The organism is Candidatus Magnetaquicoccus inordinatus (assembly GCF_004217665.1).
Classification (GTDB): Bacteria; Pseudomonadota; Magnetococcia; order Magnetococcales; family Magnetaquicoccaceae; genus Magnetaquicoccus; species Magnetaquicoccus inordinatus.
In genome coordinates this window covers 9,233-29,312 of sequence record NZ_RXIU01000016.1, presented here as the reverse complement: position 1 = coordinate 29,312, position 20,080 = coordinate 9,233, and the positions used below count along the sequence as shown (strand labels likewise).

Annotated in this window: 16 protein-coding genes; 10 read left to right on the top strand and 6 right to left on the bottom strand. The window is 54.3% G+C overall.

The window, feature by feature from the left end; genetic code table 11:
• Positions 1–182 precede the first annotated feature (182 nt).
• The gene (locus EJP87_RS02905; protein ID WP_130470367.1) at positions 183–2,237 is read right to left on the bottom strand and encodes a methyl-accepting chemotaxis protein; all 2,055 of its coding nucleotides are present in this window, start codon (positions 2,235–2,237) and stop codon (positions 183–185) included.
• Positions 2,238–2,255: 18 nt separating this feature from the next.
• Entirely contained in the window at positions 2,256–3,620 is a 1,365-nt protein-coding gene (locus EJP87_RS02900; RefSeq protein ID WP_130470366.1) for a heme-copper oxidase family protein, read from the bottom strand.
• 175 nt (positions 3,621–3,795) lie between these two features.
• Here EJP87_RS02900 and EJP87_RS02895 point away from each other — a divergent pair, with 175 nt between their 5' ends.
• The 3 genes from EJP87_RS02895 to polA are packed head-to-tail and all read left to right on the top strand — an operon-like array spanning position 3,796 to position 9,720.
• Positions 3,796–4,851: a COX15/CtaA family protein gene (locus tag EJP87_RS02895; protein WP_227657420.1), complete on the top strand. Its 1,056-nt coding sequence runs from the start codon at positions 3,796–3,798 to the stop codon at positions 4,849–4,851.
• Positions 4,838–6,988 (top strand): thioredoxin domain-containing protein, encoded by a 2,151-nt coding sequence (locus EJP87_RS02890; RefSeq protein WP_130470365.1) that lies wholly within the window; start codon positions 4,838–4,840, stop codon positions 6,986–6,988. Before EJP87_RS02895 ends, EJP87_RS02890 begins: the two co-directional genes overlap by 14 nt.
• 11 nt (positions 6,989–6,999) lie before the next feature.
• Positions 7,000–9,720: a DNA polymerase I gene (polA, locus tag EJP87_RS02885; protein WP_193771084.1), complete on the top strand. Its 2,721-nt coding sequence runs from the start codon at positions 7,000–7,002 to the stop codon at positions 9,718–9,720.
• A gap of 85 nt (positions 9,721–9,805) precedes the next feature.
• Here the strand turns inward: polA and EJP87_RS02880 are convergent, their stop codons facing one another.
• Both EJP87_RS02880 and EJP87_RS02875 read right to left on the bottom strand, forming a co-directional pair.
• On the bottom strand, positions 9,806–10,303 hold the full coding sequence (locus EJP87_RS02880) for a hypothetical protein (protein WP_130470363.1): 498 nt from the start codon (positions 10,301–10,303) through the stop codon (positions 9,806–9,808).
• A 157-nt stretch (positions 10,304–10,460) separates the two neighbouring features.
• Positions 10,461–11,276 (bottom strand): cytochrome C assembly family protein, encoded by an 816-nt coding sequence (locus EJP87_RS02875; protein WP_130470362.1) that lies wholly within the window; start codon positions 11,274–11,276, stop codon positions 10,461–10,463.
• Between the two features lie 415 nt (positions 11,277–11,691).
• Between EJP87_RS02875 and ispD the strand changes: the two genes are divergently transcribed.
• Both ispD and ispF read left to right on the top strand, forming a co-directional pair.
• A complete protein-coding gene (gene ispD / locus EJP87_RS02870) occupies positions 11,692–12,405 on the top strand; it encodes a 2-C-methyl-D-erythritol 4-phosphate cytidylyltransferase (protein ID WP_130470361.1) in 714 nt (237 codons plus the stop codon).
• The gene (gene ispF, locus EJP87_RS02865; protein WP_130470360.1) at positions 12,396–12,905 is read left to right on the top strand and encodes a 2-C-methyl-D-erythritol 2,4-cyclodiphosphate synthase; all 510 of its coding nucleotides are present in this window, start codon (positions 12,396–12,398) and stop codon (positions 12,903–12,905) included. The genes ispD and ispF overlap by 10 nt, the downstream gene beginning before the upstream one ends.
• Positions 12,906–12,925: 20 nt before the next feature.
• Here ispF and ssb read toward each other — a convergent pair whose 3' ends face one another.
• Positions 12,926–13,504: a single-stranded DNA-binding protein gene (ssb, locus tag EJP87_RS02860; RefSeq protein ID WP_227657419.1), complete on the bottom strand. Its 579-nt coding sequence runs from the start codon at positions 13,502–13,504 to the stop codon at positions 12,926–12,928.
• Between the two features lie 123 nt (positions 13,505–13,627).
• On the opposite strand from ssb, the gene plsY reads away from it, so the two are divergent.
• The 4 genes from plsY (at position 13,628) to EJP87_RS02840 (ending at position 18,428) form a co-directional block, all read left to right on the top strand.
• A complete protein-coding gene (gene plsY, locus EJP87_RS02855; RefSeq protein ID WP_130470358.1) occupies positions 13,628–14,260 on the top strand; it encodes a glycerol-3-phosphate 1-O-acyltransferase PlsY in 633 nt (210 codons plus the stop codon).
• A 22-nt stretch (positions 14,261–14,282) separates the two neighbouring features.
• A complete protein-coding gene (dprA, locus tag EJP87_RS02850; RefSeq protein ID WP_130470357.1) occupies positions 14,283–15,461 on the top strand; it encodes a DNA-processing protein DprA in 1,179 nt (392 codons plus the stop codon).
• 5 nt (positions 15,462–15,466) lie between these two features.
• On the top strand, positions 15,467–17,818 hold the full coding sequence (gene topA / locus EJP87_RS02845; RefSeq protein ID WP_130470356.1) for a type I DNA topoisomerase: 2,352 nt from the start codon (positions 15,467–15,469) through the stop codon (positions 17,816–17,818).
• A 70-nt stretch (positions 17,819–17,888) separates the two neighbouring features.
• On the top strand, positions 17,889–18,428 hold the full coding sequence (locus tag EJP87_RS02840; protein ID WP_130470355.1) for a DUF3576 domain-containing protein: 540 nt from the start codon (positions 17,889–17,891) through the stop codon (positions 18,426–18,428).
• A 788-nt stretch (positions 18,429–19,216) separates the two neighbouring features.
• Here the strand turns inward: EJP87_RS02840 and EJP87_RS02835 are convergent.
• Positions 19,217–19,753, bottom strand: a complete 537-nt coding sequence (locus EJP87_RS02835) for a hypothetical protein (protein ID WP_130470354.1) — start codon at positions 19,751–19,753, stop codon at positions 19,217–19,219.
• Positions 19,754–19,963: 210 nt separating this feature from the next.
• Here EJP87_RS02835 and EJP87_RS02830 point away from each other — a divergent pair.
• On the top strand, positions 19,964–20,080 hold a 117-nt coding region (locus tag EJP87_RS02830), incomplete at its 3' end, for a sulfurtransferase TusA family protein (protein WP_130470368.1).

The window sequence follows — 20,080 nt, the reverse complement described above, 5'->3', positions numbered from 1 at the left end:
GATTCCATCCCTGGACCCGGCCAGGGAGGTGCCCTCCCTGGACCCGCAGTTGTGTTGGGTGGTGAATAGTTACAAAATTATTAGGCACTCTTTGGGAGGGCGAACGCCCGACCTGCACAGTTTTAGTTTATGGCAACGGTGAGTAAATTGGCCAATGCGCTTGCCCTGACATGAGTGGCCCATCAAAACTTCTCAAACTCCTCATCAGAAGAGTGCATTGCCAAATGGACTCCACCAGCCGCCTTGCCAACAGGGGCCAAGCTCTTGCTCGCAACCAGCTCTCTCTTGCCCCCACTCGCCGGGCGAGCAGGTGGTTGAACCGCTTTACGCTCAGTCGCTTTGCTCTTCCCCGCCGCCGCTCGCAGCCTGCCACCGGTATTGAAAAAAGCAATGGTCTGCAACATGGTCTCCGCTTGCGCCGACAACTCCTCCGCTGTTGCCGCCATCTCTTCCGATGCCCCAGCATTCTGCTGAATCACCTTGTCCAACTGCTGAATCGCCTGGTTGACCTGCGACGCCCCCTGATTCTGCTCCTGATTGGCTACCGCTATCTCCTGAATCAACTGAGCCGTCTTTTGAATGTCGGGAACCAGCGTATTGATAATCGCTCCTGCCTTCTCCGCCACACCCACACTGGAAGCCGACAGATGACTGATTTCACCTGCAGCCGACTGACTCCGTTCTGCCAGTTTGCGCACCTCGGCTGCCACTACCGCAAAACCTTTTCCATGCTCTCCAGCACGCGCCGCCTCAATGGCAGCATTGAGCGCCAACAAGTTGGTCTGCCGGGCAATCTCCTCAATAATCCCAATCTTGGTGGCAATCTCCTTCATCGCCGTGACCGCCTCTGCAACCGCTTTGCCACCCTCTGCCGCATCCTGGGCCGCCTTTTGCGAAATCTCCCGCGTCGTATTGGCATTGTCGGTGTTCTGCTGAATGTTGGAGACCATCTGCTCCATGGCCGCCGAGGTCTCCTCAATCGAGGCCGCCTGTTCCGTCGCGCCATGTGCCAGCGTCTGCGCGGCATCGGAGATCTCATTGCTACCCGAAGAGACCTGATCCGCCGCCGAAGACAACTCCGCCACCACCTTCTTCAAATTGGCTACCATCTGCGTCAAGGCTGCCCCCAACTGACCTGTCTCATCGCCCTGATTGATGCACACACTGGTGGTCAAATCCCCCCCGGCAATACTGCGCGCACACGATACCCCCTGTGCCAAAGCCTGTACGATCACCCTCGTCAACAATATCGACACCGTCAAACCAATCAATACTGCAGCGACACTGAATAGAATCAATACTCTGTTGGCCGACGACACCTCATCGCCAGCTCGTTTCTCCTCCTCTTCTTGAATCGTCCCAATCTTTTTGTCCGTAGCCTGTCTGGAGACACCCATCGCCTTCTCATTTTTGGCCTGCTCCTGATAAATGGCCAATAAGGATTGTACCTCTTTCTGGTAATTCTCTATGCCGACGATCATCTTCTTGGCCAACTCTTTATTGGCTGCTTCTTTCAAGTTTGGCGCCAGGCTCTGCAGAATTTTGACCGATGCCGCCATTCCCTCCTGATTGCGTTTGATCGATTTTTCATCCTGTCCCAGACTCAGAAATATCTCCTTCTCGCCAATGCGGGCATCGAGAAAACGTTCCATCATCGCTGCCACTTGGTCGGCACGTGTGGCATTGTCTCCCAAAGTACCAGCCTGCTCAGCCATGGTGCCCCGATCTGCCCCACCCTCAATTTGTCCTGCCAACTCGGCCACATGGCGGTGCAACTGCTTTAACAAATCACTCCGCAAGGCTTGCGCCTCTTGCACAACCTCATTGGCCAAAGCACGAATCCGTTGTACACCTGCCTCATTTTTCTTTTGCGAGGCAACATATTCAGCAAACCCCCGCTCATATTCATGGGCCAACTTTGCCAACTCTTCCATCGCCCGCTTGCCATCCGCATCCTGAAACAACTGCTCGCGGTTTTTCTGGGCCAGTTTTGTGAGCTCCTCCAACGCTTTTTTATGCTCTTCAGCATACTTTCCATCTTTGCGAATAATATAATTTTTCTCTGAAACTGCTGCCTGATCCACCTGATCCATCATCTCAGCAAGCGCAAGCCCCTTGCCAATAGTATCCGACAGGCCATTGATTCCTTGATAGCCGGTCAGTGTAACTATCATGGTCAACACCAATACAAAACCAAAACCAATCCCCAGTTTTGTGCCCAGTTTCAGATTTTTCATCCCTGCTCTCCTATTGTGTCAGGAAGTGATTCCCTTGCGTCGCCAAACCCGAAACGCCAAAACAAGGAATAATATGCCACCACTCACCGCTATCATCCCGCCTGCACCCATGATCCACATGGGAACTTTTTCCGACAGACTCTGCAAGCCTTGGGCTGCACCTGCCGTTTTGCGTTGTACGTCATGTCCACCCGACCAGGCCAAACCAATAATATGCAGCAATGAACCAAAAGCATATATATTTAATTGATGGCCCGCCCAACGCGGCAGAGGCTGTCCATGACCCAAAGCGGGCAACAGATGATATGCCAACCCCATGTAAGCCAGTGTAACAGAAACTATCGACCCATGATAGTGCGAGGGGATGGTGACATTGATCCCACGAATCATAAAACCGATGAGACCACCAAAGGCAAAAAGAAGCAACGAAGTACGCAATGCCAAACGCATTACCTCCTGCTCAGGCCGCTCTACCGGCTCTGCTTTCCACAAAGCCCACACCAAAACCAGCGCCAACGGCACCGAAGCAATCCCACCTCCATAAATCATCAACTCGGTAAAAGCCAGACGCAGCTCGCCACTATCCACTGGATAGAGAAAATGGATCACCGGACCCGCCAAAGCCGGCAAAGCACCCATGACAAACAAGGGAATCACCAAACGCGAGGTCAAAAAACGCGGCAACCCCGCCAATGTCCCCAACCAAAGCCACGCCAGCATCTGCAGTTGCACATGGGTAAATTGCAACAAATGTCCCCCACCCCAAAAAAGCAATTCAAAATAGTGCTCATCATGGGTCGGCAGATGACGCAATCCATGCCAGGTCCAGGCCAGTGAAGCCACGGACAATAAAAAAATCACCAAGGCTGTCCATAAGCCAAAGCGCATTCCTTGCTCCCCGACATCTCCCGCTGGGCGCCGACTCCATAATGTCAAAAGCGCCAATAAAGAAAAACCGCCAGCAAACAGAAACAGCCCAACAAAAAAGGGAGCATTATTCAAAACGGGCACATAATTATTCATGAATGGCAGATCCTCCCCCAAAAATGGGGAAAAGGTCAGGATCACCGTTCCCAGCATGGCTATTGCCAAGGCCAGCCATCCCATGACCAGCAGATGCTCCGCCAAGGTCAACGCCGCCAGCAAACCAGCAAAAGAGAGAAACCATACCAATACCGACAAATCGACATGAATCACCAAAGCGGTGCGAAACGATCCCGCCCAGGGAATCAGATCGTGAATCACCGGTTGGCGCGCCAGGACGATTAAAATCACCACCAACCCCGCTCCCACCAGGGAAAACAGAGCCAATAACAGCCAACCACTGGCCAAGCGTCGGCCAGACTCGGCAGGCAAAGATAAAGAGAGAGTTTCGTGTTGCATGGTCACCTTGGTACGGTTGGTTGCATGAAAGAAAAAATCGCAGTATTGTCCGCAAAACAGGCTGCCTCCGCGCAAGCAGTATGCCCTCGGCAACCCTGGATCACCAGCATCAAACTGCTGACCCCTTTATCGTTGGTTATTTTTATCTATTGGTCAAGTAACAGGAGATCGCCACGTGCTGCCAACCCCCTCCTCGGAATCCAACGTCAACTTAAAACCGATCGCCTGCTGGCTCTTTACCTGCTGCGTCATGATCCTGCTGATGGTGATCATCGGTGGTTTGACCCGCTTGACCGGCTCCGGCCTCTCCATGGTGCAATGGGCACCCATCCTCGGTTGGTTCCCGCCCTTTACCGAAGCCGATTGGCTGGAGGTGTTCGCCCAGTACAGACAATCTCCAGAATTTCTGAAAATCAACTGGGAGATGGATCTGGCTGGCTTCAAATCAATCTATTGGCTGGAATATATTCACCGCTTAATCGGACGCATCACCGGCCTGGTCTTCCTGTTGCCCTTTCTCTACTTCCTGGGCAAACGCCGTATCGATCGCACCATGGCGTGGCAATTTGCCCTGATGTTTTTTATCGGCGCCCTGCAAGGGGGGATGGGCTGGTATATGGTCAAAAGCGGCCTGGTCGACAACCCCCATGTCAGCCAATATCGTCTGACCGCCCATCTCGGTATTGCTGTCGCCCTCTACGCCTATATGCTCTGGGTGGCCCTGGGACTCTTCTTCTCCCAGCGCCAACGAGCAGCCGATCTGCCTCGACATCCCCTGCTCACGCGCGCTATTGCCTTAACGGCACTCATTTTTCTCACGATTCTCTCCGGCGGCTTTGTCGCCGGTCTCGACGCCGGTATGGCCTTTAATACCTTTCCCCTGATGAACGATGAGTGGATCCCGGAAGGCATCCTCTTCCTGCAACCAGCATACCTGAATTTTTTTGAAAATATCGCTACCGTACAATGGGATCACCGCCTGCTGGCAGTCATCCTCTTTTTTTCCATCCTCGCTTTTTGGTGGCTCTCCCGTGCCTACTCTCTCAGCAAACCAGCCCGTATTGCCCAACACCTGCTGTTGCTGATGATGCTTATCCAAATCGCCTTGGGCATCTCCACCTTGCTGCTGATGGTACCCACACCTCTGGCCTCCGCCCATCAAACCGGTGCCGTGTTGCTCTTTACCATCTCTCTCTTCTTGACCCACCGCCTCTACCATGCCGCAAGTTGAACTGAGTCTACGACGCATTGTCCTCTTTTTTCTTTTGTGCCTGCTGCCCGCCGGACTGAACGCCCATTCAGCCCCGGCAGCAGAGCCGCTTGCCCACTCTTCCAGCCCCTACCTGGCCCAACACAGCCACACTCCTGTCCATTGGTATCCCTGGGGTCAAGAGCCACTGACACGTGCCAAACAAGAACAAAAACTTCTCTTTCTCACCATCGGCGCCACCACCTGCCAACAATGCCGTCTGCTGGAGCAGGAAACCTTCCTCGATCATGCAACCAGCTCTCTGCTCAATAACCACTTTGTCAGCATCCTGGTCGATCGCGATGAACATCCCGATCTGGACCACTATTTCCGCATGATCCTGACCGCCATGACCGGTAAAGCGGCTTGGCCCCTGCACATGGTCTTGACCCCGGATCTGCAACCCATCTATGGCGGTAGCTATTTTCCGCTCAACGGCAACAGCGAACATCCCTCGTTGCACACACTCCTTACTACTCTCCTCAACACCTGGCAAACCGATCGCCCAACCTTGCTGACCCGTTTGAGCAAACTCTCCGCTTGGCTGGCCGAACAACAGACTCTTCCTCAACCGGACCAGACAAATGAAGAGTATGATCCACGCCCCGATGCTGCCAACTTCTGGCGCCAACGTCTTGATCCGCAATATGGCTCCCTCATCGGCCAGGAACAACAAGCACCACAACCACTCCTGCTCTCCCTGCTCTTGCGGCAGGCTGCCAGACAAAAACAGCCCGGTGATGCCCTCCCCGCTCTGCTCGCCTTGGACAAAATGGCCTCTTCTGGCCTGCGTGACCATCTGGCTGGCGCCTTCTTTCGCCTGAGTCGCGATGCACGCTGGCAAACCCCTCTCTTCGACATCCTGCTCCCAGACAACGCCCTGCTGGCCAGGAGCTATCTGGAAGCCTTCCAATTGACCGGCAAGCGCGACTATGCCCAGGTGGCCCAAGAAATTTTGCAGGATCTGCTGCAACGCCTGCAACTCTCCGGCGGCTGCTTCGCCGCCTCCCTGAGCAGCGACAGCCACTCAGCCAATCGCTACTATACCTGGAGTGCTGAAGAGATTCATACCCTCCTCGGCCCCCAGGCAGACTCCTTCCTGGAGTTGACCTTCGATCCAGTCGATAGCGTCATCAGCGGACGCAGTGTATTGCGCCTCTTGGCCGGTCTGCAAACGATGCACAATAATCCAGAAGAGTGGCAAGAACAGCGTCGTCTCCTGCTCGCTGCCCGTGCGCAACGCCCAGCCCTCTTTCGTGACGAAAAAATAGTCACCTCCTGGAATGCCCTGACCATCTCCGTGCTGGCGCGCGCTGCTACCCTCCTGCAACAAGATCAGTTCCTGGCTGCCGCTCGCAACTGCTTGACCAATCTGCAACAGGCATTCCCCACCCCTGACTCCTTGCGCCATAGTCGCTGGGGTAATCAGCACAGCTCCACCATCTTTCTCGACGATTATGCCTTTCTTGCCCAAGCCATGCTCGACCTCTACGAGGCTGAATTTTCCCCCTCTCTCCTCGATCAGGCCGATGCTTTGCTGCAAGAGATAAACAAACGCTTTCATACCGACCACAGCCCCCTGTTTACTCTGACCCCACAGCCAACAGACTCCCCGTTGCCCCAGCAAACCCTCTGGGAAGATGCACACTATCCCAGTGGTCTGGCCGTGGCCCTGATCAGCATGCAGCGACTCGCCCTCTTCCAACAGGGAGGAAAATGGGAGTCTGTACTGGCCAAAATTGAACCCCACCTGTTGAGTCTGCTCAAACCATTGCCGCAAGCCGCTCCCGAACTGCTGCGCCGGTGGGACTATCTGCCCCAATCGGCCCTGGAGGTGGTGGTGGTCGGTGAGCGCAGCCATCCCGATACCCAGCTCTTCCTCAAAGAGATCCGCCAACACCTCCTGCCCGGTCTGGCTTTGGTGCATCTGGAACCCGATCTCAAATCATCCCCATCCGCATGGCCCTTGCTGGCGCCACGCCCCATGCTCAACGGCAAACCGACCGTCTATGTCTGCAGACAACAATTCTGCCGGATGCCCGTCAACCGCCTAAGCGACTTATTGCGCGAACTGGATCATTCACACCTCTCCCCTCCCCTCCTTTTGCCAACCCCGTAAAGCGATTCATCATGAGCCAATCTCTCTTCCTGATCGATGCCTCCGGATACCTCTATCGGGCCTTCTATGCCGTGCGTGACATGTCACGCCGTGACGGCTTTCCCACCAATGCCATCTTTGGCTTTGTCAAAATGATCCACCGCCTGCTGGATACCCACCAGCCAGAGCATATGGTGATGGTCTTTGACGGAGCAGGTCCCACCAAGCGCCATGATGTCGATGCCAACTATAAGGCCAATCGCAAAAGCATGCCCGATCCCCTGCGCATCCAGATCCCCATCATCGAAAATATTATCCAGGCCTGGGGTATTCCTTGTCAAAAATATCAGGGATATGAGGCAGATGATCTCCTTGGCACCATCTCCCGCATCGCCGAAGAGGCACAATGGCAGGTGGTGATCGTCTCCAGCGACAAGGATCTCATGCAATTGGTCTCCGCACAGATTACACTCTGGGATCCTGCCAAAGAGATCTGGATTCGGGAGCCGGAGGTGCACGCCCGTTGGGGCGTCGAACCCAAAAAAGTCACCCACGTCATGGCCCTGGCTGGAGACAGCTCCGACAATATTCCCGGAGTGCCGCGCATCGGTGATAAAATTGCCGCCCAGTTGATGCAGCCCTACGACTCCCTGGAGCAACTGCTCTCTAGACTGGACGAGGTCTCACAAAGCAATCGCCGCCAACTGCTCAGCGAACATGCCGATTTGGCCCGCCTCTCCCTGCAGTTGGTCACCATCATCCGCGACGTCCCCCTCGATAACTTCTCCCTGGAAACAACCCGCCTGCAACAACCAGATTGGCCACGTCTACGCCAACTCTTCCTGGAAATGGAGTTTACCACCCTGGTCCGCGACATCGATCGCCTGCACCTGACCCAACAACCAGAACTCCCCTTGCTCAGCAACACGGAGAGTCCTGCCCCGGTCCACTATCAGATCGTCAGCGACTGGCCCGCTTTTACCCATTTTCTGCAACAGTTGGCCGAGCAGCCGCTCTTTTCCCTCGACACCGAAACCACCCATCTGGATGCGGTCCAGGCAGAGCTGGTGGGGCTCTCTTTCTCCTGGAACAATCGCCACGCCTTCTATCTGCCAGTGGGACATACCCCCCAAGCCGCTCCCCATGGTCAACTGCCCCTGAACGACACTTTGGCCGCCTTGAAGCCGCTGTTGGAAGATGAAAACAGAAAAAAAATTGGCCAAAATATCAAATATGAGTGTGTCATCCTGGCCAAATATGGCATTCATCTGGCCGGTCTGCACTGGGATGCCATGCTGCTCTCCCACCTGCTCTATGGTGGCAGTCGGCGCCATAACCTGGATGCCATCGCCATGGATCTGCTGCAACGCACCACCATCACCTACAAAGAAGTAACCGGCAGTGGCAAAAACAGCTTGCGTTTTGATCAGGTAGCTCTGGCACAAGCCGCTCCTTATGCCTGCGAAGATGCCGAAGTGGCCTGGGAGGCGGCTCAACAACTGGCCCACTCCGTACAGAGCCTGCCCACATTGGCACAACTCTATCAAACCGTGGAGCTGCCCCTGGTACAGGTGCTTGCCGATATGGAGTTGGCAGGAATCTGCATTGATCAGGAGATTTTGGCCGACATGTCACAACGTTTTACCAAACAACGGCAACAACTGGTCGAGGAGATCCATGCTTTGGCCGGGGAGAGTTTTAATGTCAACTCCACCCAACAACTGGGAGAAATTCTCTTTGGCAAACAAAAGCTGCCAGGAGGAAAACGCACCAAAACCGGTTTTTCTACCGATGTGGAGGTATTGACCCACTTGGCCGAACAGGGCCATCCCCTGCCCGAACGGGTGTTGCGCTATCGCTCGCTCACCAAACTGCAAACCACCTATACCGATGCCCTGCCGCAGTTGATCCATCCGGGCACTGGCCGCCTGCACACCCATTTCAACCAGGCGGCTACCCTGACAGGCCGCCTCTCCTCCTCCGAACCCAACCTGCAAAATATTCCGATCCGTACTGAAGAGGGACGCGCCATACGCACTGCCTTTATCGCCCCGCCCGGCTGGGTGTTGTTGTCAGCCGATTACAGTCAGATCGAGCTGCGCCTTCTGGCCCATCTCGGTGCCGTAACCGGCATGCAGGAAGCCTTTGCCCAGGATCGGGACATTCATGCTGCTACCGCTGCAGAGCTCTTTGGTGGCACAGTGGACAACGTCAGCAGCGATGCTCGGCGGATGGCCAAAACCATCAACTTCGGTCTGATCTATGGCATGAGCCCCTTCGGTCTGGCCAAGCGCCTGGGCATCAGCAATCCCCAGGCTCGTGCCTATATGGAGCGCTATTTTCAACGCTATCACGGCGTGCGCGAGCACATGGAACGGACTATCGATCTGGCGCGCCGTCAAGGATATGTCGAGACCATCGCCGGGCGACGCTGCTGGTTGCGGGAGATTCACAGCAGCGACCGAACCCTGCGGGAATTTGCCGAACGCACTGCCATCAATGCACCCTTGCAAGGCTCGGCAGCCGATTTGATCAAAATGGCGATGATCCGTTTGCACAGCCGCCTGCGCCAAGAGGGTTGGCAAAGCCGCATGCTCTTGCAGGTGCACGATGAGTTGGTCTTGGAGGTACCAGAAGATGAGTTGGTCAACGTGCAACAGTTGGTGCGCGAGTCCATGGAGGGGGTGATGCAGCTTGGCGTCCCCCTGAAGGTTGATATTGGTAGCGGACAGAGCTGGGCGGAGGCGCACTGAAAGGTAAACACCCTTAGACACTCTACCAGCATCTCCCTGATAACCTGTCAAGACAGTATATCAACTTAATTGTTATTTAATTAACTTATTCTCCTTCAATGATGATTCCATCATCAATCGACTCCTCACATCCAGGAGAACTGTTCATTATTTGGATGCATCGAGTTCTCCATGCGTGTACTTCATCCAAAAATAATCGAATTTCATTTGCTGAAACTCCATTACTAAACAATCGAAACACCTCATTTGCACCTTGGTCAAATCCGCGACGATAGCATTGTTCCTCCACTTGAGTTGCGCTGTAACAATCGCTAAAAAGCTTGCTATTCAAACAAGCAGGCCGAATAAATATTGAAACACCATTTCTCTCAAATGGCTTGGTGTAGCCTTTACGTATACATGTCTCACGAAAGATATCTCTGACTGTGTCTTTAGAATTTTTTTCCAAATAAGAAACAATCTCTTTAAACAACAAAACGACATCTTCAGGAGCATCGCACTCTTCAAACCGTTGCAGACAAGCATTAAATTCCTTTAACCGTTTTCCCGTCAATTTATTCTTTAAGCCATACTTGTTATTCATAATTTCATCGCTCCTGTCGATTAATTATACTTATTAAGAATTCAGATGAAAGATTAATTCATAATTGATCACCTGTCATAGCGCATAACCAGATGCAAACATTATCGCTATTAATATGAATTGTCAATCAAATATTTACATTTATCATCATACACACTTACCGCCCCAACACAATCTGGGTTACAAACTTGACCCCCAAAAAGGCCAGAGCCAAAAACAAATATCCCCACAAAGTCAAACGCACCGCCCGCCGACCACGCCAACCCTGAAAATGACGGCCCAATAAAAGTGCTCCATACACCAACCAGGTCGCCCAGGTAAAAACCTGCTTATGGTTCAAAAACAATGCACTGCCACGTTCGTTGTAAGAATACCATCCCCCAGTCAGCATGCTGGCCGTCAACAAGACAAAGCCCATGTTCACCATCAAAAACAGCGTCTCTTCCAACGCATCCAAAGGTGGCAACAAGGTAAACAGCTCGCCAAAACGCTTGGTGCGCAAAGCATGCTCCTGAAAAGCATCCATCAATGCCAACATCGCCGCAATACTGAACAGACCATACGCCATCAAGGAGAGCAAGAGATGGCCCAGCAACAAAGGATCACTCAAGCTCTGCAAATGCGCCTGCACCACCGGCAACCACAGAGAGGCCAACAGAGTCAATACCATCAATGGCAACAACAATACCCCAACTGTGCGCGCCGCCTGCGGACGTAATCGCCACCACAACAAATAGATGCCACCCATGGCCAAGGTCGACATCTCCAACAAAGTGCGCAACTGTAAATCAAGCGCACCATGCGCATCCACCCATACACGCACCAATGGAAACAACTGCACCAGCCAGCCAAGCAACACCAACCACCAACTCAATAACGATGGCCGCTCTATGCCACGCAAATGCACATAGAGAATCCATACCGCCGCAGTTGCATAGAAGCCTACCGCACCCCAAATAAATATCTCCTTCATGCCCAGACTCCATCTCCCTCAAACCAACATCCCGCTTGGGTGACCGCTGACCATCCAGGGCAAGCGCATTTGCCAATTTCCTCACTGTTGCCACAAGCGCAACTGTGCATGTCGGGCGTCCGCCCTCCCAAAGAGTGCCCCTTTGGGGCACAAATCTGTGCGGCGTGCGCGAATGCTACGCATTCGCTTTTGTGAAACGCCGCACATTACCAGCAGGGCTTTGCCCTGCACCCACCAGGAGGAGATTATCTCCTCCTGGACCTCCATAATAGTTTTCTGATTTTCAAATGCGCTTGCCCTGGCTGACCATCGCCTTCTGCACCATTTTGTGCTAAAAGTGAAATGCACTTGTAGAGCACAGATCATCATAATTGCCGCGCTCCTTTTCGCCATCACCATTGCCAAGGAGATCCCCATGTCCTCCTGCACCATGATCGTCCTGGCTGCAGGCCGGGGTACACGTTTTGCTGGCCAACTGCCCAAACAATATCTACCACTCGGTCACGCCCCCCTGCTCTGGCATACCCTGAACCGCCTGCATCCCCACCCCTGCATCGATCGCATTCTACCGGTAATCGCTCCTGCAGGGGAGGCTCTCTGGCAAGAGATTATGGCCCCTCTCCTGCCACAACTGCCTAAAGTATCCCTACCGGTTGCCGGCGGCACCGAACGACAACACTCCGTATTTCAAGCCCTGCAGAGCATGCACAACCACGACGACCACTGGGTAGCCATCCACGATGGCGCCCGCCCCCTTGTCGATCTTACCCTCCTGGATCGCCTGTTTGCCGCTCGTCAACAGTGCGATGCCATCATTCCCGCTCTGCTGGCTGCCGATACCGTCAAACAGATCGATCACCAGCAATACATCACCGCCACCCTGAACCGTCAACATATCTGTCTGGTGCAAACCCCGCAACTGTTTCGCCTGGGAGTGATTCGCCACGCCCACCAACAGGCTGCGCGCGATGGCTTTCTCGGTACCGATGATGCCTCCCTGGTCGAACGTCTGCATCGGCCTGTCTTGATGGTGCCCGGTTCCCCCTGGAATATTAAAATCACCTATCCCCAAGATCAGCATTGGGCTGCCTGGTGGCTACAACATGAGGAGTCGCTTACATGGAAATAAGAGTCGGACAAGGGTTTGATGTCCATCGCTGGAGTCCCGGTCGCCTATTACTGCTGGGAGGTGTGCAAATTCCCTGCGAACAAGGTTTGCTGGGACACTCTGACGCCGACGTGCTGCTGCACGCCATTATGGATGCCTTGCTCGGTGCCGCCGGACTCGGTGATCTGGGCCGCCATTTTCCCGACACCGACCCCACCTACCGCGGAATCGACAGCCGCGAACTGCTGACCACCGTTCGCGATACCATCAGCAGCCAACAGTGGCAACTGATCAATCTCGATGCCACCATCATCTGCCAACGCCCCAAACTGGCACCCTATATGCCCGCCATGTGCCAGGAGATCGCCCGCATCCTCAACATCTCCCCCCACCAGGTCAATATCAAAGCCACCACTACTGAAGGGCTTGGATTTACCGGACGTAACGAGGGAGTAGCCGCTCAGGCTGTGGTGCTCCTGCAACGCATCTCATCCCCATCCAGCACCTCGGATGCAGGGTGATCTGCGCAAAAACACGCACACTAGAAAGGGATGTCATCATCAAAATCAGGCGTATGATCAAAGGGATGCTCCGCAGCATGGCCTGCACCTGGCGCCGATGCCCCACGTACTCCAGAGGCCTGGTTTGATGCTACCGCTGCCCCCAACGGCGCTGCCGCATATCCAGCGCCACCATACCCAGCAGATGAGCCATAGCTCCCTTGTGCTGGCCCAGCATAAGCCGGAACCGCTCCCATCTCCCCAGCCGTTCCCGGAGCACGATCCAATAATATCATCTGTCCATTGTATGGCGTCAAAACTATCTTGGTGGAATAGCGCTCAATACCCTGTTTATCGGTATATTTGTCCGTTTGCAGTTGGCCTTCCAGAAAAACCTTGCTACCCTTGCGCAAATAGTGTTGCGCAATCTCCGCCAGCTTGCCGAATATTGATACTGAATGCCATTCGGTACGCTCCTGCTTCTGTCCCTGTTTATCGGTCCAGGAGTCGGAGGTTGCTATCCGCAAACCAGCTATGGCACGTCCATCCTGGGTAAATCGTACCTCTGGATCGGCCCCCAAATGACCGATTAATTGCACTTTATTCAGGGATTTGGACATAATGCGCCTCTTCGTTATGAAAAATAGGTTTCCGATCAGTACTGTAACAATGTAGATTGATGCACGATAAGGACAAAATGGCCTGCGTGCAAGCTCTCTTTCACCTCTGCGGATGATTTCAAGATGGATTTTTCCTCACCCTTCTCCTCCTCAGCCCAAAATCTGCTTACTTGGCTTATCTGGCTGGTGACCGCCTATCTGCTGGGAGCCATCCCCTTCGGTCTGCTGGTCGCCCGCCTCATGGGCTCCGGCGATATTCGTCAACAAGGCAGCGGCAATATCGGTGCTACCAACGTCTTGCGCACCACCGGTAAACTGGCTGGCATCATCGCCCTGCTCCTCGATATGGCAAAAGGCTTCCTGCCCCTTCTGCTGGCCAAACAAAGCTTCGGAAGCCACGATCCCCTGACCGGAGGGGTTGCCCTGGCCGCCTTTCTTGGCCATCTCTATCCTATCTATCTGCGCGGCAAAGGCGGCAAAGGGGTGGCAACCGCACTCGGCATCTTCCTGGCCTGGACCCCAAGTGCCGGTTTGCTCGCCATTCTGACCTGGCTGCTCACCGCCCTTTTTACCCGTATCTCCTCCCTGGCCGCCCTGCTCGCCTTCCTGCTGCTTCCCGCCTTTCTTTTTTACCAGGATTCACGCAGCGCCATGGCTACCGCACTCTGTATCATACCCTTGATCTTCTGGCGCCACCGCAGCAATATCCAACGCTTGGCCATCGGCAGCGAACCACGTATCGGTCGATCCACATAGTTGCTTTGAGGACTCCACTTTCATGGACCGGCATACCCTGCTCGAATGGCTGAAATTGATCCGTACTCCCGGACTGGGACCAGTACGCATCAATCGCCTGCTTACCCATTTTGGCAATGCAGACAACCTGCTCTCCGCCTCCACGCAAGAGTGGCAAGAGGTTCCAGGCATTCAACCCCCCTTTGTACAAAAAATTCAACACCTGCGCCAAACCTCTGCCAGCGAACCCCTGCAGTCGGAACTCAACCGCTTGCAGGCAATGGGTGGCCGTATTCTGATACTCGGCGATGAGGAGTATCCCCCTCTGTTGCGGGAAATTGCTGATCCACCCCCTGCGCTCTTTGTCCTCGGCGCTGTGGAACACCTTCTGCGTCCCAACAACTTGGCCATCGTCGGCTCGCGGCAGGCTACCCCCCCTGGGTGCGCCTTCGCCCACCGTCTGGCCCGCGAATTGGCGCAACAAGAGATTATGGCCGTCAGCGGCTTGGCAGAAGGCATCGATACCGCCGCCCATTGGGGTGCCATCGAAGGGGGTAGCCCTACCGTCGCCGTCCTGGCCACCGGCCTCGATGTCATCTATCCCAGTCGCAACCACTCCTTGCGCCGTCGCATCATCACCCAGGGTTGCCTGGTCACCGAAGCACCCTTGGGCACTATGCCGGCTGCCTACCTCTTTCCCCCACGCAACCGCATTATCAGCGGCCTCTGTCGCGGGGTCGCGGTGATCGAAGCGGCCAGCCGTTCCGGCTCACTGGTTACCGCCCGGATGGCCCTCGAACAAGGTCGGGAGCTGTTTGCCGTCCCCGCCCAGGCAGGTGACCCCCGCTACCAGGGCAGCAACCAACTGTTGCGTCAAGGTGCCATCCTCCTGGAAAATACTCAGGATATCTTGAATGCCTTCTCCTGGGATCCCCGACCTGTCCGCCATAACTCCTTGCAATTACAAGAACCTATCAACATTGCTCCGGTCGCTGCCGGCACCTCTTCCGCCGCTGTTCACGCCCTGCTTAAACAAGGGCCGATGCAAGGAGATGAATTAGCACGGCGTTCCCATTTGACAGTGACCGAGCTTTCGCGCATTTTACTGCAACTGGAATTGGTCGGCGTCGTCCAACGCCTGCCCGGTAACCATTTTGCCCTGGGGCAATCCGGACTAGCCAATCCCCTATCCATTCACCCCTCTAGAAATGATCCCTATTAGCCGCTATGCCTGCACTCGTCATTGTTGAATCACCGGCCAAGGCCAAAACCATTGAAAAATTTCTCGGCACCGAATATCAGGTGATCGCCACTTATGGTCATATCCGTGACTTGCCCAGCAAAGATGGCTCAGTTGATCCTGAGCAAGGGTTTCGGATGAACTATGAAGTTGCCAAACAATCGAGCAAACATGTCACCAACCTCACCAACGCCGCCAAACAGGCCGAAATGCTCCTGCTGGCTACCGACCCTGACCGCGAGGGTGAAGCCATCTCCTGGCATGTCCTGGAGGTGCTGCGGCAAAAAAAGGAGCTGAGCAACCTGCCGGCCAAACGGGTGGTCTTCCACGAAATCACCAAACGGGCCATTCAGGAGGCTATCCACCATGCCAGAGAGATCGACATGGATATGGTCAATGCCCAGCAGGCACGACGGGCTCTCGATTATCTGGTCGGCTTCAATTTAAGCCCCCTGCTCTGGAAAAAGGTGCGACCCGGTTTGTCGGCAGGGCGTGTACAATCGGTGGCTCTGCGCCTGGTCTGCGAACGCGATGCAGAAATCGCTGCTTTCCAGAGCCAGGAATATTGGAGCATCCTGGTCGATGTGGAAAAAATCGCCGCCAAAGGGGCTCCCCCTGCCCGGCCTTTCCGCTCCCGTTTGGTGGTAGCAGAGGGCCATAAATTGGGTAAGTTTGATATTCCCAATGCCCAACAAGCACAGGCATGGTGCGCTGCTCTGCAGGATCAACCTCTCTTTCTGACCCAATTGGAAAAAAAGCAGACACAACGCCATCCCTCACCCCCTTTCATCACCTCCACCTTGCAACAAGAGGCATCGCGCAAGTTGGGTTTTTCCGCCAAAAAAACCATGATGGTGGCACAACGCCTCTATGAAGGGGTGGAATTGCCAGCCAGCAATGGCGGTGGCGGCGAAGTGGAAGGTTTGATCAGCTATATGCGTACCGACTCGGTCAATCTGGCCGAAGAGGCTCTCGTGGCGCTGCAGCAGATGATCCAACAACGCTATGGGCCCGCCTATCTCCCGGAAAAGGCCCGCACCTACAAATCCTCGGCCAAAAATGCCCAGGAGGCGCACGAAGCCATTCGCCCCACCAATCCGGCGCGCACCCCCGAATCCCTTAAATCGGTGCTGCCCAGAGATCTGTTTGTGCTCTACGAATTGATCTGGAAACGCACCATGGCCTGTCAGATGGCCTCTGCCCGTATCGATCAGGTTACCGCCACCTTGGCTGTTGGTAGTGCCAACCGTCAGGCACCCTTTCAATTGCGCGCCAATGGCTCCTCAATCGCCTTTGCCGGTTTTCTCGATGTCTACAGCGAAGGGCTCGATGATGTCTCCCTGCAGGATCGCGACGAGGATGCCGCCGAAACCATGTTACCTCCCCTGCAGGAGGGGGAACAACTGCGACCGCGCCGTATCGATCCGCAACAGCACTTTACCGAACCACCGCCACGCTTTACCGAGGCCACTCTGGTCAAGGCACTGGAAAGTTATGGCATTGGCCGACCCTCTACCTATGCCCCCATCATGTCTACCCTGCAGGATCGTGGCTATGTCCGTTTGGAACAAAAAAAATTCTTCCCGGAAGATGTCGGTCTGGTTGTCAACCGCTTCCTGGTAGAACATTTCCAAACCTATGTCGATTATCATTTTACCGCCCACCTGGAAGATGATTTGGATGCGGTGTCGCGTGGGGAGCAACGTTGGATCCCCCTGCTGGAACATTTTTGGCAACCTTTCCAGCAACAGGTCAGCGAAAAGGAAAAATCCACACGCCGATCCGATGTGACCAGCGAGGCCACTGATGAACTCTGTCCCGAATGCCAGCAACCTTTGCTCAATAAATTGGGGCGTTTTGGCCGCTTTTTGGCCTGCTCCAACTATCCGGAGTGCCGCTATACCCGCAACCTCAAAAAAGAGGGCGAAGAGGAGACCCCGCGTCCCGAACCGGTTACTACTGATCAAACCTGTGAAAAATGCGGACAACCGATGCTGCTGAAAGAGGGGCGTTACGGCAAATTTTTGGCCTGTTCCGGCTATCCGCAATGCCGCAACAATCAACCCCTGGAAAAACCCAAATCTACCGGCATCACCTGCCCGGCATGCGGCAAAGGTTCTTTCCTGGAAAAAAAATCGCGATTCGGTAAAATATTCTACTCCTGTTCCGGCTATCCCAAATGTAAAAATGCCCTTTGGAATGAACCGGTGGCCCAACCCTGCCCCCAATGTGCCATGCCCTTTGTCACCCGCAAAGTCGGCAAACGCATCGGTACGCAACTGATTTGTGTCCGGGAAGGGTGTACCTATCAGGAAAAAGTGGAAGAAGCCACCCCTTAACCGGTGCACGCAAACCCTGTGGCTGGATGATCCAGCCTGATTTCCAACGACAGCAATAAAGGTGGGTACAATGGCAAAACAAGGATGGATGGTACTCGGTTTGACTGCCCTACTGTTGGCAGGCTGCTCCGGTGATTTTTGGAAAAGCCGCAACACCTTGGACGAACACAAACTCTCCAAATTTGGCCAGAAAAAAGAGCTGGAAGATGCCAGAGAACGCAACGATCCCAACTCTGCCTTTGAAGCGGGTCAGGAGAGCATCTTCAACATGGGTGGTGATGGTGGGGGCGGAAAAAAGAGCGCCGAGTCGATACGGGCCGATAAACTGTTTGCCGGAGCCATGAATGTGGTCATGGGACTGCCCATCCAAACCGCCAGTCGCGAAGGAGGGGTCATCTCTACCGAATGGAAAGTCGATCCGGCCAATCCCTCTTTTCGCTATCGGGTCAATATCCATATCACTGGCAAGGAGCCGTATGGCACGGTACAGGTGGTGGTGTTAAAACAGGAGCTGCTGCAGGGCAACTGGGTGGACCGCCCCGCCGATGAAGAGGCCGCCGCCAATATCAGCAAAAGCATCCGCAAACAGGCACAAATCGCCCGTCCATAAGGCTCTGCCTGCTGGCCAGGACAATCGTATTTACAAATCGTAACTATTCACCACACAAAACAACTGCGGGTCCAGGGAGGGCACCTCCCTGGCCGGGTCCAGGGATGGAATCCCTGGGATTTTGTTTTTAATCTTTTGCCTTTGGCGCGCTTTTCAAACCAAGCCGACGCGCTTTTTGCGTCGGCGCAGCGCGCCTAATGGAAGCAAGCTGTGGGGATTGGCGCGCTTTTTTGCGCCAATCCCCACAGCATCCCCATGGGGGTAGAGTTGGCGATCCAGCACGAACCTGAATAGTTACTACAAATCAAAAATTATTATGGAGATCCAGGAGGAGATAATCTCCTCCTGGTGGGTGCAGAGCAAAGCCCTGCTGATAATGTGCGGCGTTTCACAAAAGCGAATGCCAAGCATTCGCGCACGCCGCAGCGATTTGTGCCCCGGAGGGGCACGCTTTGGGAGGGCGGACGCCCGACACGCACAGTTTCGCGACACGCACAGTTTCGCGACACGCACAGTTTCGCGACACGCACAGTTTCGCGACATGCACAGTTTTGCGACACGCACAGTTTTGCGACACGCACAGTTTTGCGACACGCACAGTTTCGCGACACGCACAGTTTTGCTTATGGCAACAGTGAGGAAATTGGCAAATGCGCTTGCCCTGAGCTACCGGCACATCCTCTGGCATGCGCCACCAAAAAATGGCGAGACGTTTTCATCCATCATGAATCGGTCTCGCTGTTTTTGCGCACGCCGGCTTCTCAAGAAAGTGCCAAGCGGCAAAGCTGTCAGGCAACCACTACCTTCATCTCCGCCGCCTTCTCCAACGGCGATTTGGTGGGATCATGCGGCAACAGCAAGCATAAATTGACCGTCTCATGGGGAATAGGCAGGCTCAACGGCAGATATTGATTGCCGCGCAAATCCACAAACACCATCGGGCTGGCCATCTCCTGCAACCGGGTGATCAATTCGGTAGCCAACTCCCGTTTGGTATTGGGCAAACAGATGGCCGAACCAATCGTGTCGTTGACCACAATAGAAAAGCGCGGCAGGCTCTTGGTCAGGGTTGCCAACAGCTCCCCTTTCAGATACCCCGCCTCCAGCAAGCTGTCACTGGCCCCGGTGATCCGCTCAGGATAGTTGCCATAATCCCGATAATATTGCAAACACCCTTTGCCGAGCATCTGATAGATGCCGATCAACACCGTCAATTTATCGCTGGGCAACTCTTCTGCCAGAGAACTCTCCCGAACTTTGCGCAAATAGAGCAGCAACCAAAGCAAGCATGTGATAAAGAGCAGACCGATGAAAGTAGCGATCATGATGGTATCCGTGAAAAAAGTGAATCCTGTCAGCTATTTGGCTCAATCTTCGACACGCGCCAGCAAAAAAAATAAAATAGTTTCCTGGTACATATCATAAAAAAGAAAAAAATATTTGCAATCTGCCATGAATGCGTACCAGTATATCAGCGTTTGCTGTTTTACCGGGCTCGTCCCTTACAGGTACCCATTTTTGGAGGTTAACACAACATGGCTGATCAAACCCTGGATGCAAAAGGTCTTAACTGTCCCCTCCCGATTCTGCGCGCCAAAAAGGCCCTGAAAGATATGGCGCCGGGACAGATTTTGGCCATTGAAGCAACAGAT

Bases quoted from the DNA above. Each gene is read 5' to 3' on its own strand.
- EJP87_RS02905 (WP_130470367.1), bottom strand. From the start codon at position 2,237: ATGAAAAATCTGAAACTGGGCACAAAACTGGGGATTGGTTTTGGTTTT.
- EJP87_RS02900 (WP_130470366.1), bottom strand. From the start codon at position 3,620: ATGCAACACGAAACTCTCTCTTTATCTTTGCCTGCCGAGTCTGGCCGA.
- EJP87_RS02890 (WP_130470365.1), top strand. From the start codon at position 4,838: ATGCCGCAAGTTGAACTGAGTCTACGACGCATTGTCCTCTTTTTTCTT.
- polA (WP_193771084.1), top strand. From the start codon at position 7,000: ATGAGCCAATCTCTCTTCCTGATCGATGCCTCCGGATACCTCTATCGG.
- EJP87_RS02880 (WP_130470363.1), bottom strand. From the start codon at position 10,303: ATGAATAACAAGTATGGCTTAAAGAATAAATTGACGGGAAAACGGTTA.
- EJP87_RS02875 (WP_130470362.1), bottom strand. From the start codon at position 11,276: ATGAAGGAGATATTTATTTGGGGTGCGGTAGGCTTCTATGCAACTGCG.
- ispD (WP_130470361.1), top strand. From the start codon at position 11,692: ATGTCCTCCTGCACCATGATCGTCCTGGCTGCAGGCCGGGGTACACGT.
- ispF (WP_130470360.1), top strand. From the start codon at position 12,396: ATGGAAATAAGAGTCGGACAAGGGTTTGATGTCCATCGCTGGAGTCCC.
- ssb (WP_227657419.1), bottom strand. From the start codon at position 13,504: ATGTCCAAATCCCTGAATAAAGTGCAATTAATCGGTCATTTGGGGGCC.
- plsY (WP_130470358.1), top strand. From the start codon at position 13,628: ATGGATTTTTCCTCACCCTTCTCCTCCTCAGCCCAAAATCTGCTTACT.
- dprA (WP_130470357.1), top strand. From the start codon at position 14,283: ATGGACCGGCATACCCTGCTCGAATGGCTGAAATTGATCCGTACTCCC.
- topA (WP_130470356.1), top strand. From the start codon at position 15,467: ATGCCTGCACTCGTCATTGTTGAATCACCGGCCAAGGCCAAAACCATT.
- EJP87_RS02840 (WP_130470355.1), top strand. From the start codon at position 17,889: ATGGCAAAACAAGGATGGATGGTACTCGGTTTGACTGCCCTACTGTTG.
- EJP87_RS02835 (WP_130470354.1), bottom strand. From the start codon at position 19,753: ATGATCGCTACTTTCATCGGTCTGCTCTTTATCACATGCTTGCTTTGG.